This is a genomic window from Paraburkholderia sp. HC6.4b, from assembly GCF_014200875.1.
Lineage (GTDB): Bacteria > Pseudomonadota > Gammaproteobacteria > Burkholderiales > Burkholderiaceae > Paraburkholderia > Paraburkholderia tuberum.
Window position 1 is genome coordinate 23,594 of record NZ_JACHDC010000024.1, and the last position, 14,551, is coordinate 38,144.

At 63.7% G+C, this 14,551-nt stretch carries 14 protein-coding genes and 3 pseudogenes; 8 read left to right on the forward strand and 9 right to left on the reverse strand.

What is annotated here, in order from left to right:
- Positions 1-158 precede the first annotated feature (158 nt).
- From argC to HDG34_RS31275, 4 genes and pseudogenes are all read left to right on the forward strand, one after another.
- Positions 159-1,106, forward strand: coding sequence for an N-acetyl-gamma-glutamyl-phosphate reductase (gene argC, locus HDG34_RS31260; protein WP_184065755.1), 948 nt, complete (start codon positions 159-161; stop codon positions 1,104-1,106).
- A 114-nt stretch (positions 1,107-1,220) separates the two neighbouring features.
- Positions 1,221-2,364 (forward strand): annotated as a pseudogene (locus HDG34_RS31265) (DUF2957 domain-containing protein).
- Positions 2,288-2,719, forward strand: a pseudogene (locus HDG34_RS31270) (DUF2957 domain-containing protein); the annotation flags it as partial. The pseudogenes HDG34_RS31265 and HDG34_RS31270, both read left to right, overlap by 77 nt.
- Positions 2,679-2,897, forward strand: a pseudogene (locus tag HDG34_RS31275) (OmpW family outer membrane protein); the annotation flags it as partial. The pseudogenes HDG34_RS31270 and HDG34_RS31275, both read left to right, overlap by 41 nt.
- A gap of 242 nt (positions 2,898-3,139) precedes the next feature.
- Here HDG34_RS31275 and HDG34_RS31280 read toward each other — a convergent pair.
- The gene (locus tag HDG34_RS31280) at positions 3,140-3,775 is read right to left on the reverse strand and encodes a LysE family translocator (RefSeq protein ID WP_184065758.1); all 636 of its coding nucleotides are present in this window, start codon (positions 3,773-3,775) and stop codon (positions 3,140-3,142) included.
- Between the two features lie 106 nt (positions 3,776-3,881).
- A complete protein-coding gene (locus tag HDG34_RS31285; protein WP_184034705.1) occupies positions 3,882-4,751 on the reverse strand; it encodes an NAD(P)-dependent oxidoreductase in 870 nt (289 codons plus the stop codon).
- A 93-nt stretch (positions 4,752-4,844) separates the two neighbouring features.
- Here HDG34_RS31285 and HDG34_RS31290 point away from each other — a divergent pair, with 93 nt between their 5' ends.
- Together HDG34_RS31290 and HDG34_RS31295 are read left to right on the forward strand one after the other, a co-directional pair.
- Entirely contained in the window at positions 4,845-5,603 is a 759-nt protein-coding gene (locus HDG34_RS31290) for a Mut7-C RNAse domain-containing protein (RefSeq protein ID WP_184066040.1), read from the forward strand.
- A gap of 53 nt (positions 5,604-5,656) precedes the next feature.
- A complete protein-coding gene (locus HDG34_RS31295; protein ID WP_018418694.1) occupies positions 5,657-5,932 on the forward strand; it encodes a hypothetical protein in 276 nt (91 codons plus the stop codon).
- Between the two features lie 151 nt (positions 5,933-6,083).
- On the opposite strand, the gene HDG34_RS31300 is transcribed toward HDG34_RS31295, so the two are convergent.
- Both HDG34_RS31300 and HDG34_RS31305 read right to left on the reverse strand, forming a co-directional pair.
- On the reverse strand, positions 6,084-6,293 hold the full coding sequence (locus tag HDG34_RS31300) for a hypothetical protein (RefSeq protein ID WP_184056380.1): 210 nt from the start codon (positions 6,291-6,293) through the stop codon (positions 6,084-6,086).
- 265 nt (positions 6,294-6,558) lie between these two features.
- Positions 6,559-7,311 (reverse strand): IclR family transcriptional regulator C-terminal domain-containing protein, encoded by a 753-nt coding sequence (locus HDG34_RS31305; RefSeq protein WP_184065762.1) that lies wholly within the window; start codon positions 7,309-7,311, stop codon positions 6,559-6,561.
- Positions 7,312-7,547: 236 nt separating this feature from the next.
- Here HDG34_RS31305 and HDG34_RS31310 point away from each other — a divergent pair, with 236 nt between their 5' ends.
- The gene (locus HDG34_RS31310; RefSeq protein WP_184065765.1) at positions 7,548-8,477 is read left to right on the forward strand and encodes a DMT family transporter; all 930 of its coding nucleotides are present in this window, start codon (positions 7,548-7,550) and stop codon (positions 8,475-8,477) included.
- Positions 8,478-8,556: 79 nt separating this feature from the next.
- On the opposite strand, the gene HDG34_RS31315 is transcribed toward HDG34_RS31310, so the two are convergent.
- From HDG34_RS31315 to HDG34_RS31335, 5 genes are all read right to left on the reverse strand, one after another.
- Entirely contained in the window at positions 8,557-8,808 is a 252-nt protein-coding gene (locus HDG34_RS31315; protein WP_184056386.1) for a hypothetical protein, read from the reverse strand.
- 780 nt (positions 8,809-9,588) lie between these two features.
- The gene (locus tag HDG34_RS31320; protein WP_184065768.1) at positions 9,589-10,506 is read right to left on the reverse strand and encodes a DUF2242 domain-containing protein; all 918 of its coding nucleotides are present in this window, start codon (positions 10,504-10,506) and stop codon (positions 9,589-9,591) included.
- Positions 10,507-10,700: 194 nt separating this feature from the next.
- On the reverse strand, positions 10,701-11,393 hold the full coding sequence (locus HDG34_RS31325; protein WP_184065770.1) for a lytic transglycosylase domain-containing protein: 693 nt from the start codon (positions 11,391-11,393) through the stop codon (positions 10,701-10,703).
- Between the two features lie 125 nt (positions 11,394-11,518).
- Positions 11,519-12,805, reverse strand: a complete 1,287-nt coding sequence (locus tag HDG34_RS31330) for a cytochrome-c peroxidase (protein ID WP_260321398.1) — start codon at positions 12,803-12,805, stop codon at positions 11,519-11,521.
- Positions 12,806-12,813: 8 nt separating this feature from the next.
- The gene (locus HDG34_RS31335; protein ID WP_184065773.1) at positions 12,814-14,049 is read right to left on the reverse strand and encodes an alkaline phosphatase family protein; all 1,236 of its coding nucleotides are present in this window, start codon (positions 14,047-14,049) and stop codon (positions 12,814-12,816) included.
- A gap of 240 nt (positions 14,050-14,289) precedes the next feature.
- On the opposite strand from HDG34_RS31335, the gene HDG34_RS31340 reads away from it, so the two are divergent.
- Positions 14,290-14,550: a DUF6723 family protein gene (locus tag HDG34_RS31340; RefSeq protein ID WP_090805534.1), complete on the forward strand. Its 261-nt coding sequence runs from the start codon at positions 14,290-14,292 to the stop codon at positions 14,548-14,550.
- The last annotated feature ends 1 nt before the right edge of the window (position 14,551 follow it).

The following is a 14,551-nucleotide window of genomic DNA, read 5'->3' on the forward strand; positions in this document are numbered from 1 at the left end:
GGTCATCAGCCCGCATTCGCCGCGCAACGGGTCACGCCAACGTCACGTTGTGCGCGCATCGTCGTTTTTTCGCGCTGCACCGCACCGTCGCAGCGATGACGTCTTAAAATAACGTTCCGGCGCGGCGTCGCGCCCCGTTTCCAGCGAGTGAGATCGAGATGAGCACGAAAGTTTTTGTCGACGGACAGGAAGGCACGACCGGTCTGAAAATTTTTGAATACCTGTCGCAGCGCGCCGACGTCGAAATCCTGCGTATCGAAGAAGCGAAGCGCAAGGACCTGGACGAGCGCCGTCGTCTCATCAACGCGTCGGACGTCACGTTCCTGTGTCTGCCCGATATCGCCTCGCGCGAGTCGGCCTCGCTCGTCGAGAACGACCGCACGGTGCTGATCGACGCGAGCACCGCGTTCCGCACCTCGCCCGACTGGGCCTATGGCCTGCCCGAGCTGGCTCGCTCGCAGCGCGAGCGCCTGCGCACCGCCAAACGCATCGCCGTGCCGGGCTGCCACGCCTCGGCGTTCGTGCTCGCGATGCGCCCGCTCGTCGAAGGCGGCGTCGTCGCGCCCGAGTTCGCCGCGCACGCCTATTCGATCACTGGCTACAGCGGCGGCGGCAAGAAGATGATTGCCGACTACGAAGCCGGCGGCAACGACAGACTCAAGAGCCCGCGCCCGTACGCGCTCGGCCTCACGCACAAGCACCTGCCGGAAATGGCCACGCATACGGGCCTGAAGTCGGCGCCGATTTTCACGCCGATCGTCGGCGACTTCTACAAGGGCCTCGCGGTCACCACGTACTTCTCGCCGGGCCAGCTCGCGAAGAAGACGACGCCGCAGGACGTGCAGGCTCAGTTCGCCGAATACTACGCGGGCGAAGCGTTCGTGCACGTCGCGCCGTTCAACGCCGACGCGAGTCTCGACAACGGCTTCTTCGACGTGCAGGCGAACAACGACACCAACCGCGTCGACCTGTTCGTGTTCGGCAACGAAGAGCGCTTCGTGACCGTCGCACGGCTGGACAATCTCGGTAAGGGCGCGTCGGGTGCGGCGATCCAGTGCATGAATCTCGCGATCGGCGCGGCCGAAGACACCGGTTTGAAACGCTAGGCGAGTCGACCCGCATCCGCGGTGCCACGAAAAAAGCCGGTCTTTGCAGACCGGCTTTTTTTGTTTTAAAGCCCGCTCATTGCATTGCACTGCATTGTTTTCCGCCTGCAGCGCATGTCGCACGGCATAACTCGCGGCCTGGCAATGGCTATTGCCACAGCACCTTTTCTTATCGCTTGCGGCGGGGCAAAGCCGACAATCCGGGCTCCGTCACACCGGCGCAATGCGCGGGCGCGAGTTGCGGTACGCAAGGCGCGCCGACGCCCAGCGCTAGCACCGCGACGCTGTGCCCCGACATCGCGGACCTCGTCAACAGCACTTACCTCGGCGGCGCCGGCAGCGGCGAAATCGTTCAGCTGAATATCGACGCGACCGCGATGACCTACACGCTGAAGTGGCTCGAGTCGCCGATTCCGCTCACCAGCGCGAGCGTCTCCGTCACACGCAGGGGCACGCAGATCACGGGCGCGGTGATTCACCCGCCCACCGGCATGCTGCCGACCGCCGAGCAGACACGCTGCGCGTTCATCCTCGGCGCGGGCACCGGCACCGCGTCGGACGGCACGACCTACACGACGCCCGACTTCGTCGACAACCCGAACGCGCCGATGATCCTGATCGGCAAGGGCGTCGCGGGCGGCGGGATTCCGGGCGCGACGAGATCCAGTATGCAGGCATCACGCTGCTGCCCGGCGTTCCCGCCATCGGCGCGGTCCACAAGCGGCACTTCGACTTCTATCCGTTCCTCGGCTTCGCGAGCATGACGACCGACATCACGAAGCTTGCCGGCACCTACAACGCGCTGCTGTACCACCTGTCGCCGACCGCGAACTACGAAACCGTCGCTACGAACGCCGTCGAAACCTTCGACGCGATGTTGACGGCAGAATTCATCGCCGTGGCAGGCCCAACGGTCCGCTTCAGATCGCCTGATGCATTGGCTTCGGCCGCTGGCCTGGCTCCGGTCCTGAAGCAATCGGGCAAATCCAGTTGGCTCAAACGACCTCAAAAGGGCGACAAGCGTCTCAAGCGGATCTTCTATCAGTCCGCATTCGCATCGATGCGCTGTCCCGAGAGCGCCGCGTTCTACGCACGCAAACGCAAAGAGGGGAAGCGACATCATCAGATCATCATTGCTCTGGCCAGACGACGCGTGAATGTGCTATGGGCCATAGGGCGGTATGAATTCGAAAATCATTTCGGTGCTCGCTCTGTGCGCACCGTTGCTGGGCGCGTGCGGCGGCGGCGGCAGCAGTAACGGCGACGGACCGATGACCGAAACGCGGCCGTGCCCTGCGTCGCTCGACTACGGCACGGTCTTCACCGGTGGCGGCGGAGACGGTGAACTCGTCAAACTGCAGCTCGATACGACGAAGATGACGTGGCAGATCAGCTACATCCAGTCGCCGATTCCCGCCACCACCGGCACCGTCGCCCCGACGCGCGCGGGCCAGGTCGCGAGCGGCTCCCTGACCCAGGAAACGCTGCTACCGACCAACAAGCTGAACCAGTGCGCGTTCCGTCTGAACGGCGCGAGCCTCGATGCGAGCCGGCCGGCGCGGATTTTCGTGGGCGAAGGCGTCGTCGTCGTGGGCGCCGGTGTTCAACGCGGGCCTTGCGTACAGCATCACCGAGCACTGGGCGCTCGTTGCGTCGGTCACGTATATCCCGCTGAAGACGACGTCGCCGGTCATCATCAAGGCGGCCGATGGGACGGAGCTTGGCGTGTCGAAGGCGGATCTGCGCGCAAACCCGATCATTTCCTTCCTGGCCGTGTCGTATAAGTTCTGAATTTGATTTTCCGCGATCGCGGCGCCGCTTTGGGCGCGCGGCGAATTCCGGGCAAAAAAAAGCCCACCTAAGTTGGCGGGCTGAATCCATATCAGAGGAGACATGGAGGAGACAAGACGAACTATAGCAGACCGCTTGGTGCGTTGCAACATGCAAATTAGGGTTGACCCTCAATGTTGCAGACATACAACGGTCACATGGGTACGGCTCAGTTTTCCCTTGTCTGCCGACACGTGCGGTGCTTAGTGCCTCACCAGCGCCATCATCGCGCCGAAACCGACGAACACACCGCCCGTCAGCCGGTTGAACATCCGCGCGACGCTGCGGCTCTTCAACCTGGCGCCGATGCGCGTGCCAAAACCCGCATACACCAGATACCAGCTGACCTCGATCGACGCGAACGTCGCGAGCAGCACGCCGAACTGCGGCAACTTCGGCTGGGTTGCATCGATGAATTGCGGCAGTAGCGCGGCCGCGAACAGGATCGCCTTCGGATTGCTGCTCGCGACCAGAAAGCCGTTGCGAAATAGCGCGAAGCGCGAGCGCGCGGGCCGGGCTGTCAGGTCGTCGACGTTGTGCGCGGCGGTTTCGTCGGCCGGCGCGCGCCATGCCTTGATGCCCAGATATACGAGGTAGGCCGCGCCGATCATGCGCAGTGCATTGAACATGGTCGGCCATGCCGCCAGAAACACGCCGAGCCCCGCCGCCGATACCACCAGCATCAGCACCAGCGCCGATAGACAACCGGCCATCGTCGCGCTCGCGCGACGCAGGCCGTGCTGGGCGCCGTGCGTCATCACGAGCAGCATGTTGGGACCGGGAATCGCGGAAACGACGAAAACGGTGGCGGCGAACAGCCACCATGTATGCAGAGTCATCGAAATCGGGTGTAGGGGGATCGGGCGGCTATTATGCCTTGCCGCCCAGCGCGACTCATGCGGCCACGCTGCGTCGAGCGCTCGCGTCCGGCGATCGACAGCGCCGTCAGCGGCCGGCCCGGCGCGTCGCGACCTGACCCAGCACCGCGAAATCCTTCTCGCCGTCGCCGTGCGCGATCGCTTCGATCAGGCTGTCGCGAACCACGCTCGCGACCGGCATCGGCGTCGTCACCGCATCGGCGGCGGCGAGCGCGAGGCGCACGTCCTTCAGTCCCAGACGCGCCTTGAACAGCGCCGGCTCGAAGCGCTGCTCGGCGATCAGCTTGCCGTAGCCCGAGTACACCGGTCCCGGAAACAGGCCGCTCGTGATCACGTCGAGGAAGTCCTGCATCGCGAGGCCGTGGCCCGTCACGAGCGCGGCCGCTTCGCCGAGCGTCTCGATCGCCGCGCCGAGCATGAAGTTCGCGGCCAGCTTCATCACGTTCGCCTGCTGCGGCAGCGAGCCGATGCGCCAGGTCTTCTGGCCGAGTGCGTCGAAAATCGGCTGGATCCGGTCGATCGATTCGGCCGGGCCGCCCGCGACGATCGTCAGCTTGCCCGCGGCCGCGACGTCGGGCCGCCCGAGCACCGGTGCGGCGACGTAATGCACGCCGCGCGACGCGTGCGCGGTCGCCAGTTCCTCGGCGAGAGCCACGGAAATCGTCGCCATGTTCGCGTGGATCAGCCCGCGCGGCGCATGTTCGAGCAACGACGCGGTGATGACTTCGCGCAGCGCGGCATCGTCGGCGAGCATCGAGAACACGGCGTCGCCCGCAAACGCTTCAGCCGGCGTCGCGACGACTTGCGCGCCCAGCCCGGCCAGCGGCTGGGCCTTTTCCGGTGAGCGGTTCCACACGCGCACCTGGTGCCCGGCTTTCAGAATGTTTGCAACCATCGCGGCGCCCATCTCGCCGAGACCGATAAAACCGATGTCCATCTATCGCTCCGTCTTCTAAAGAACCCGAAGTAGAGCACACTCATGCGACAAGCGCAGGACAACGCGCAACCCGAGCGGTGCGATACTGCAGGCATGGTCACCGCGACATTCCGCTTCTACGAGGAGCTGAACGACTTCATCGCCCGGCCGCTGCGCCGGCGCGCGTTCACCTGCGTCTGCGCGCGCGGCGCAACGACCAAGCACATGATCGAAGTGCTCGGTGTGCCGCATACCGAGGTCGAGCTGATACTGGTAAACGGCGACTCGGTCGGTTTCGATCATCCGCTCGCCGACGGCGACCGCGTCGCGGTCTATCCGAAATTCGAGGCGCTCGACATCCAGCCGCTGCTGCGCGTGCGCGAGCGGCCGTTGCGCGTGATGCGCTTCATCGCAGATGCGCATCTCGGCGGCCTGGCGCCGCTTCTGCGGCTTGCGGGCTTCGATACGCTGTACGACAACCACTTTCCCGACGCCGATATCGAGGCGCTTGCCGCCGCGCAGCAGCGCATCGTGCTGACGCGCGACCGCGAGCTGCTCAAACGCCGCAATATCACGCATGGCTGCTACGTGCGCGCGCTGCGGCCGCGCGAGCAGTTGCGCGAAGTGTTCGAGCGGCTCGACCTCGCGCGCAGCGCGCAACCGTTTCGGCTATGCCTCGTATGCAACGCGCCGCTGCGACGCATCGCACGCGAGGAAGCCGGCCTGCGCGTGCCGCGCGGCGTGCTGCAGCGGCACAGCCGCTTCGTGACCTGCGATGTATGCCGACGCGTGTTCTGGGAAGGCTCGCATTGGCAGAGGATGCGCGCGTTGATGGACAGCGTCTCCGCCGGCGCACCGGACCGTGTCGGCTGACGCCCCGCGCTTGCGTACAATGCGGGTTGATCTATTTGGCAGAGGCCTTTCCGATGATGAAAAAAACCGACCTTGAAAAGAACAAGGCGCTGAAACTGGGCAACGCGATGAAACAGGCAACCGCTAACCGCGGCGGCAAGAACGCGGCGACCGAGCCGAAGATCGACCGGCGCGAGCAGCGCAAGCTCGATCAGGCGCAAGGCCTCGTCCCGTTTGCGTGCAAGCTCAACGGCGAGCTGGTGGAGGAGCTGAAAACGCGCGCCGCCAGTCATCCGGACGGCCTGAACGGGCTGCTGGATGAAGTGATCCGGCGCGGACTCGCGGGCTGATCTTCCCGCGCGCAAAATGCGCCGCAAAAGCAAAAAGGCCAGAGCGCGAGCTCTGGCCTTTTTGCTGGCAACGCATCTGCCGCCACCGGCTGCACCGACCGGCAAACGGTGCGGCGCAGCGCTATGTCGCGCCCGACGAGCGCGCGTTGGCTTAGTTCTGCACGCCCTTGTCGTTCGTGCCTGCTGCCGAAGCTGCGGCGGAAACGTGTGCCTTCTTGCCGTGGGTCTTCAACTGCTTGACGTGGTGCTTCTTCGGTGCGCTTGCTGCTTCCATAGCAGCGGCATCCGATGCCTGCGCGAAAGCCTGAACGGAAACGAGTGCGATCGAAGCGGCTGCGAGCGAGACGATAACTTTTTTCATGTGTTGATCCCCAAACCAGACGACTGAGTCAATGTGAATGAATACAGCTGCACGGTAGAGCGGCTGGACTTCGAGGTGCCTTGTGCTCCCCGCGGGAGAGTATTACCCAGGCGTAGGCGGTTTGTCATGCGCAAAACTCGATATGTATTTTCCGGGAGACAGCCTGCTTTCAGCCTGCTTTCATCTACCTGCAAGCCGCAGCGGAGACCCTACCAGGTCCCCGTGAAGCCGCCGCCCGCGCGCCTCGCCGACCGCTTCGCGGCGCTCAAACCAGGTTTCGCAGCAGGCTCGCGGTCTCCTGCAGCGCCGGCAAAACGCGGTGCAGCGCGGCGTTCGCCGACTCCTCGCCGATCGGCATGCTGACGCTGATCGCCGCGACCACCGTACCGTGCCGGTCGCGCAGCGGGACCGCGACGCCGCGCACACCAATCTCGAGCTGCTGGTCGGTGACCACGTAGCCGTTGCGGCGGATTTCGCCAAGCACTTCTCTGAGCCGTTCGACGGTCGAATAGGTGTACGGCGTGAAAACCTTGATCGGATACGACGCGAGCCACGGGTCGATGCTGTCGGGCGGCTGGAACGCGAGCAGCACGAGCCCCGCCGACGATAACGGCGCCGGCGTGCGCGAGCCGGTCACGAAGCCGACCGCCATCGCCCGATTCACGCCGTTGCGCGCGACGTAGACGACGTCGTGTTCGTCGAGGATCGCGACCAGCGCGGTTTCCTGCACGGTCGCGGTGATCCGCTGCAGGAACGGTTGCACCGTGCGCGGCAGCCGCGCCGAATCGAGGTAAGACTGGCCGAGCCGCAGCACGCGCGGCGCGAGCCAGAACAGCTTGCCGTCTGTGTCGACGTAGCCGAGCTCGCGCAGCGTCAGCAAATAGCGGCGCGCAGCCGTGCGCGACAGGCCGGCGCGCGCGGCGACCATCGTTGGCGTCATGCGCGCGTGCTCTTCGTCGAATGCTTCGATGATCGCGAGCGCCTTCGCGGCGCCCGCGATCCAGTCCTTGTCGTCCATGTCGTTTGCTCGTGGAAGGAGCGGGGGATCGCGGTCCGGTCCGCAAGTCGCTTGATCACCGCGATCCGCAGGCCGGCGACCGCACGGCCGTTGCGCGATTATCGCGCGACTTGCGGGCTTTGCCTGCCCGGCGCGCGACGCCCGCGTATCATGTGAGCGATTCCTTACCGGCTGAGCACCGCGTGGCGCGCCTGCGCGGCTTCCCAGCGCGATCCCAAGACAAATCAGAAGAAATCTTGAATCCCGATACCCGCCAACACCTGCGCGCGAACGTGCTGATGCTGATCGCGGCGATGATCTGGGGCTCCGCGTTCGTCGCACAGCGACTGAGCCTCGATACGATCGGCCCGTTCCTGTTTACCGGCTTGCGCTTTCTGCTCGGCGCGCTCGTCGTGCTGACGATGATCGTCTGCGTGCGCCGCGCGGCGCTCGCCGAGCTGACGAAGCGCGCGCCCGGCGGAGCCCGCGAACTGCTTGGCGCGGGCGGGCTGCTCGGCGTCGTGCTGGCCGTGTCGATCTCGCTGCAGCAGATCGGCCTGCAGTACACGAAGATCGCGAACGCGGGCTTCATCAGTTCGCTGTATGTGATGATCGTGCCGCTGCTCGGCGTGCTGTTTCGCCACCGGACTGGCCTCCATACATGGCTTGGCGCGCTACTGGCGGCCGTTGGCATGTACTTCCTGAGCGTCGACGAGCACTTTTCGATGCTATACGGCGACTGGTATCAGCTCGCCGGGGCGCTGGTGATTTCCGCGCAGATGATGCTGGTCGGCCGCTTCGCGGCGCGCCACGACACGCTGATGCTCGCACTCGCGCAGTTCGTGACCTGTGGGCTCGTGTGTCTGTCGATCGGCCTTGCCATTGAACCCGTTAGCGCCGCGGTAATTGCGCGAGCCGCGCCGACGATCGCGTACGGCGGTGCGTTATCGGTGGGCGTCGCGTATACGATCCAGGTGGTCGCGCAGCGCTACGCGGCGCCCTCGCATGCGGCGGTGATTTTCAGCATGGAAGGCGTGTTCGCGGCGTTTGCGGGCTGGCTCGTCCTCGGCGAAACGCTGACGACTCGCGCGTTGTTCGGCTCTGCGCTGATGCTCGCGGGATTGATCGTGTGTCAGATACTGCCGGGCTGGAAACGCGCCCGGCAGCGTGCGCCGCAGGTGATGTGATTTACAGCGTTATAAAACGATTCGACGCCAACGCTCGGTGCGCGATGCGCGCCGACAGGCGTCTTGCCCCTTCGCCCAACTATGCCGCGCGCGGATGAGCGAATAGGCTCGGCGTATCGGCGGTTGGCGGAAACACGCACCAGCAGCCGTCGTCGTGGCGAAAGAAGAACAAACCCCGCCCGCCCTGTTCCGACGACGTCTCCACCCTCACATAGCGCCGCCCGCCCGCGCGCGTGCGGCTGAACTCCGTCACGTGAACCGGCTCGGCCGGCGATGGCGAAAGCCACTTCTCGACCAGAAACCGCAACGACTGTTCGCTCGCGGCTCTCATGATCTGCTCCGGAACAGCTTGTCGCGCTGCGCATCGCGCGTGGACTCGGGACTGTCGTCGTCGCGAGCGGCGTCGCCGTTCTCGGCGGCCTCGGCGGCTGCCAGCGCCATCATCCGACTCGTCGCGACCGCGCGCAACGAGCTGCAATGGGCCGCATGTCGAAGGTCCGACAGAAGACGGACTAGCTGTCGTGCTGATCTGCGTCTCATACATCCCCCGCACTGCACCAGAAACCTCACAAAGCACTTTAACTCTATGCCGGATTGTTCGTTGGGCAAATGATTTTGACTAAATAGCAACAGTCGCGCTTGCAATAAGAAGGCGCGCAATCTTCGTGCCGCGTTATCAATGTGCGCGTTCGGTGGGCGGAAATCTGTGCGTTGGCGAGCGCTTCGCGTCGCGCGAAGCGTCGATGCGGGAGCAACGGGAAGTGTCGGTCGGAGACTTGTTATCCACAGCGACCTCTGAATAACTTCGGGATAGCGCGACGAACAGCCTGTGCGCGAAATCTTGATAAAGATCAGGGTCGGCTAACGGTGTTCGAACTTATCCCAGTTATGTAGTTTTTCTACCGACGTGTTCCGCAGGGTTATAGGTTTCGCATGATGTTGAAGCGGCGCGACATTTGCGACTTATCCACAGAATCGGTTGACCCTTGTTAACTACTACTACGTATGTATACGTATCAAGTAAACACCATAAGGTGAATATCGCTGCGCGCCTGAATCAGAGGCTGATCGGACCTTGATCAGCCTCGACGCGAAAGCCGCTGCGCGGCTGTCACGGCACCAGAGGCGCCGTGCCGCTCGCGGGTTCGATCGCTGCAGCCTGGCCAATCGGGTCGGCGGGCTGGACCGGCGAGGATGTCGACGGCGTCGTCAACGGAACCGGTGCGGGTGCGGTTAACTGCACTGGCGCGGGCGCTGACTCGACCGCCTGAGCCGCAGCTGGTGACGTCACCGCGACAGGCTTGTCGGTCGTCGGTTGAGCGAGCGCTGGTGAGGTCGTCTGAACCGGCACGGTCGGCGTCGCTCGAACTGCAGCGGAGGTGGTCGCCGCTACCGGCTCGGGCACCGGCTCAGGGATCGTCAGTTGAAGCGGCGCTGCTACCGGCATCGGCAGCGTCCGCGTCTCGATCGGGCTGCTCGTCACCGGCTGCGTGCGCACGACCGTCTGCAAGTAATGATTGACGAGACCGAAAAAGCGGTCATAGAACTTGCCCGACGGAATCGTCTCGCTCGAGATCTTCACCATCGCGTCGCTATTGGAGCGAATCGGCAGCGACAGCGAACCGAGCACGCTGAGCCCGACGCTCGCCGACGTATCGCTCTTCTTCAACGCGAAGCCGTTCTGCACCGCGTTCACATACACGATGCTGGTATCGGCCGCCTCTTCGCCGGGCGTGCACACGACGTGAAATTCGACGACCACGTGCGAATCGCCGGTCGGCTGAAAATTCTTCGTGCCGTCGACGGTATCGGGACGTGACATCGTCGTCAGATAGCCTTGGCTCAGCAATGCGCGGCGCGCGGCTTCGCAGCTATCGCCCGTACTCGAATTGAAATTGCGCGCGTACGGGCTTGCGCCGGTTTCGAATAGTTCCTGAGTGAATTTGGGTTGCGGCGTGCTGCTGCATGCCGTGAGCGCGACCAGCCCGAACAGGGCCGCGGCGGTGGTGCGGGAAAAGGGGTTCTGCATGATCAGTTGCGAGAAGCGCTTCGTGAGCGCGAATGGAAATGCATTGTAGAGCGGGCAGCGTCACGTGCGTAAAAAGCGTGCAAGGTACAGCCCGGACCCTATTGCAGCGGGTAACACCACGTCAACTTGAAGCACGCTGCCGCGCCCTCGCAGTGCATGCGGGCGAAAATGCGAAAGAAATCGCGCGCGCGTGCCTAGTTCGACGTCGTGCGCGTCGAGCCAATCGTCGCGGCCGAAGTCGACCCAGAGGTCGCGGCCGACGATGCCCCGGCTGCCCCGCTCGCGGCGGGTGCCGCGGATGCAATGAGCACCGCCGGCACGCTGAACGCGTCGGCCCACGGATTCGCGCTGGCGCAACGATCCGCCTCGCACGACGCGGCCCGCCCAACGGCCCCGGAAGCGCCGTCAGCGGGTGTCGCAACCGCCGCGAAATCCTCCACGCGCAGATTCACCTTCTGCGCATAGGCCTTCGAGCCGCCATAGCTCTTGAGCGCGGTATTCAGATCGCCGTTCGCCGAGCGCATGTAGCCGTACAGAATCGCCGACCCCGCTTCGATGTTCGCACCCGGCTCGGTCAGATCCTTCACGTTGCGCAGCAGGCCGCGGTGCGCCTGCGGCACGACCTGCATCAGCCCCGTCGCGCCATTGGCGCCGCGGGCTTTTTCCTTGAAGCGGGATTCGATCGAGATGATGGCGAGCAGCAGCGCCGGAGGAAGGGAGTATTTGTTGGCGGCGGATTGCACCGCGTCGGAGATCTTTTGAGCCTTTTCTTTGCCCACACCGAACTTCTGCGTCAGGTACGCCGATATTCGGTCGGTGTTTTCGTCGGCCGCCGCGGTTTGCGCGAGGCCGAGCGAAAGCACGATCAGGCAAAGTAACCGGCTCATAGTGGACGTCGGAGGAAGCAAAGATCCGCGCATTATAGCGCCGCTGCATCGGGCGGCGCCTTTCCTCGGCAATTTTTGTCTTTTAAATCAAGGGTGACCGGAACTCGCCCCGCTTTCCGATGCGTTCATTTGAGCGCTTTTAACTTCAGGTCATAGCCGTCGCTCAGCGTCGCGAGGAACGCGGCGACGTCGTCGATATCACGCTCGGACCAGACCGGACGCTCGCCCGTTTTGCGCGTCAGCGGCTCGTCGGTCGTATCGACGTTCACGCGCAGTGCGACCGGCAGATCGTTGAATTTGTCGACTTTGCCGTGCGCATCCCTTGGATACCACTTGTCCGGGTTCGTGTCGCGTTGCACGTAGAAACGCAACGCCTCTTTCAGCGTGTGGAAGCGACCGTTGTGAAAAAACACTTGACGCGTCGCGGTATTGCGCAGCGATACCGACTTGAACAGTCCGCAGTTCAGCTTGTCGCTCTGATCCGTACGCAATGGTCCGCACAGGCCCATGTCGAAATACTTCGGATCGGCGTTGACCTTCAGTTCAGCGTTGCGCGGCACGCCAAGCGCCTGAAAGTTGAAGTCGGTGAAAAGCGGATGAGCGCCGTTCACGCCCGACTGGTCGATATGACAGGATGCGCAATTGCCGCCGGCGGGGTCGTCGAACAGTTTTTTGCCGCGCAACTCTTGTGCAGTTAGTCGCACTTTCCCGTCCAGGTAGTAGTCGAACTTGCTCGTGTACGGATGAAAACTCGGGTCTTCGAGCTCGAAGCGCTCGATCGCGTACATCGCCTGGGTGAACGCCTTGGTCGGATCGGCAAAAATGTTCTGGCCGAATACTTCCTTGAAGCGCGCAGCGTAGGGCGCGCGCTGCATCTTCGCGAGCAATGCGGCCGGATCCTTGTTGGCCATCTCGTTCGGATTGAACAGCGGGAAGTTCGCCTGATCGTGCAGATAGTTGAAGCGCCCGTCCCAGCCGAAGCCGCCGACCGGCGCGTTGTCCGTTTCGCTGAGCCGCTCGGACAGGCTCGCCGCCTGCGCATGCGTCCAGATCGGCGTACGGTTCAGCACGTAGCGCAGGCTCGGCACCGCGCGCGTGCCCTGCTGATGCAAGTCCGCGCCGCCCAGTTGCGCGGCGAGACCGTTGGGCGGCCCGTACGCGTGCTCGGGACTGTGACAGCTCGCGCACGACATCTTGCCCGAGGCCGACAGCGCCGGATCGAAGAACATCAGTTTGCCGAGCGCGGCGGCGTCGCTATAGACGGGCTTCACATCGGCGGATGTCGGTGTCGCATTCGACGCAACAGCGGGCGCCGCACCGGCGCCCCCCAGTAACGCGCCGCCCATCAGGGCGGCGAGCGCTATCCGACGCGCGCTCGCGCGCGCCGTGAATCGCATGACAGAAGACAGCATCGAGTCTTTTACAGGTTCGTGAAGATGTCGCTGCCGAACCCCACCAGACCGGCCTGTCCCGCATAACCAAGGTGGTCGAGCTGGAAGATGTCCTCGATGCTCTTCAGCATCGAATAGTGGTTGTACGGCACCGTGGACACCGTACCCGGCTTGATGAACTTCGAGATCATCACAGCGCCGGTCTGGTCGCCGCCGTAGCTCGACTTGGTCAGGTTGATCGTGATGCCGTTATAGGCGAGCGACGAAGTCTCCGGGAACGACGGCAGGTTCGGGCCGGGTTGCTGGCTACAGCAGGTCGTGCCGGCAAATACCAGATCCTCGCCCGACGCAGACTGCGTGACCGTCGCGTAGCTGCTTTCGTCGAAGTTGATGATCAGCAGGCCATCCTTCTGGAACGCCGGCGATGCGGTGATGATCGGCACCCACTTCTGCAGGAACGTGTTCGCGCTCGTCAGGCCGCCCGGCTGGCCGTTCACGCAAGGTGCGTCGTGGCCGTCGTCGCACAGGTTCGGCGTGATCAGGTTGAAGTTCGCCGTGGTCGAGACCGATTGCAGATCGTTCTGCAGGTTATTCAGATTGACGACGTGCTGTCCGCAGTCCGGCGAATCGATGATCGAGTGGAAGTACATGAACGGATTGTGGCGCGTCGCATACTGGTCGCCGAGCGGCACGGCCGCGCTCGGCGCTTCGGCCGACTGCGTCAGGTCCGTCGTGTTCAACGTCGGATGGCCGCAGGTGGCGGCTTCGCGCGACGGATCGTTGCCCATGTCGCCTTCATAGCCCTTCCACGTATAGCCCGCTGCCTTCAGCTGGTCCGGCAACGTCTTCACGCTCGCCGGATACACGCAGCCCGAGCCGATCGCCTGGCCATCGGACGTCATGCCGGTCAGCTTGAAGTCCTGATAGGTCATGCAGTCGTTGTCGGTCTCGTTGGTCGGCGACTGGCCGCTGATCATCGAGATGTAGTTGTCGAGACTCACGTGGCCCGTGCCGTAGTACTGCTGCACGAGCGCGCCTTGCGATGCCAGTGTTTGCGCGAGATACGGCGCTTTGGTGTCGGCGCCGAACGTGGTCGCGTAGTTTTCGTTTTCGAGCGTGAGCACGAAGACGTGGCGAATCTGCTGCTGTCCGGTCAGTTGCAGCCCGCCGGACGAAGAAGACGAGCCGCAGGCGGCCACGATCAAAGCGATTAAAGCCGCGCAAGCGGCCATGATGAGTGCGCGTAGCCCAATGCGGTGTGACATGTTCGTTGCCCTCTGTTGCTGTCTCTTTGTTGCCCTGTCGGGAATGCGGTTTTATTTGCGGGCAGACTTTATGGAGCGCCTATGACATTGACGTGAAAGTTGACGTTCGTTCACCGATAAAACCATTGGCGAACCAGCGGGTTGCCGACTCGATTCACGCTTCGCGACGATTTGAGACAATGCGCGTCGGCCGCGCGCATCGTTGCGCGCCGCCTCAACGAACAACCGATGTTTTCAGCTATGAGCAAGACCGCGTTTATTCCCAGCGTCCCGGGCACCTCGGAGGACGACTTCGAGATTTCGGCGAGCGCGAAAATGGCCGGCTACCGGCGCTTCTTCGGCGTATTGAAGGTGGTGCGCACGACCGACGGCCGCGTGCTGTTTCCATTCGATGGCGCGCCCGAACTGGGCCCACACGCGAGCCGACTCGAAGCGCTCGCGGCCGCGCAGGTGTATGGCGAACACATCGTCGCGAGCGATCTGGCGCGGCCGGAGTTGTAGG

What these genes read in the sequence shown, in the direction of transcription:
- HDG34_RS31340 (WP_090805534.1), top strand. Translation starts at nt 14,290, where the DNA reads ATGAGCAAGACCGCGTTTATTCCCAGCGTCCCGGGCACCTCGGAGGAC.
- HDG34_RS31285 (WP_184034705.1), bottom strand. Translation starts at nt 4,751, where the DNA reads ATGGACATCGGTTTTATCGGTCTCGGCGAGATGGGCGCCGCGATGGTT.
- HDG34_RS31325 (WP_184065770.1), bottom strand. Translation starts at nt 11,393, where the DNA reads ATGAGCCGGTTACTTTGCCTGATCGTGCTTTCGCTCGGCCTCGCGCAA.
- HDG34_RS31295 (WP_018418694.1), top strand. Translation starts at nt 5,657, where the DNA reads ATGATGAAAAAAACCGACCTTGAAAAGAACAAGGCGCTGAAACTGGGC.
- HDG34_RS31320 (WP_184065768.1), bottom strand. Translation starts at nt 10,506, where the DNA reads ATGCAGAACCCCTTTTCCCGCACCACCGCCGCGGCCCTGTTCGGGCTG.
- HDG34_RS31290 (WP_184066040.1), top strand. Translation starts at nt 4,845, where the DNA reads ATGGTCACCGCGACATTCCGCTTCTACGAGGAGCTGAACGACTTCATC.
- HDG34_RS31305 (WP_184065762.1), bottom strand. Translation starts at nt 7,311, where the DNA reads ATGGACGACAAGGACTGGATCGCGGGCGCCGCGAAGGCGCTCGCGATC.
- HDG34_RS31315 (WP_184056386.1), bottom strand. Translation starts at nt 8,808, where the DNA reads ATGAGAGCCGCGAGCGAACAGTCGTTGCGGTTTCTGGTCGAGAAGTGG.
- HDG34_RS31300 (WP_184056380.1), bottom strand. Translation starts at nt 6,293, where the DNA reads ATGAAAAAAGTTATCGTCTCGCTCGCAGCCGCTTCGATCGCACTCGTT.
- argC (WP_184065755.1), top strand. Translation starts at nt 159, where the DNA reads ATGAGCACGAAAGTTTTTGTCGACGGACAGGAAGGCACGACCGGTCTG.
- HDG34_RS31330 (WP_260321398.1), bottom strand. Translation starts at nt 12,805, where the DNA reads ATGCTGTCTTCTGTCATGCGATTCACGGCGCGCGCGAGCGCGCGTCGG.
- HDG34_RS31335 (WP_184065773.1), bottom strand. Translation starts at nt 14,049, where the DNA reads ATGTCACACCGCATTGGGCTACGCGCACTCATCATGGCCGCTTGCGCG.
- HDG34_RS31280 (WP_184065758.1), bottom strand. Translation starts at nt 3,775, where the DNA reads ATGACTCTGCATACATGGTGGCTGTTCGCCGCCACCGTTTTCGTCGTT.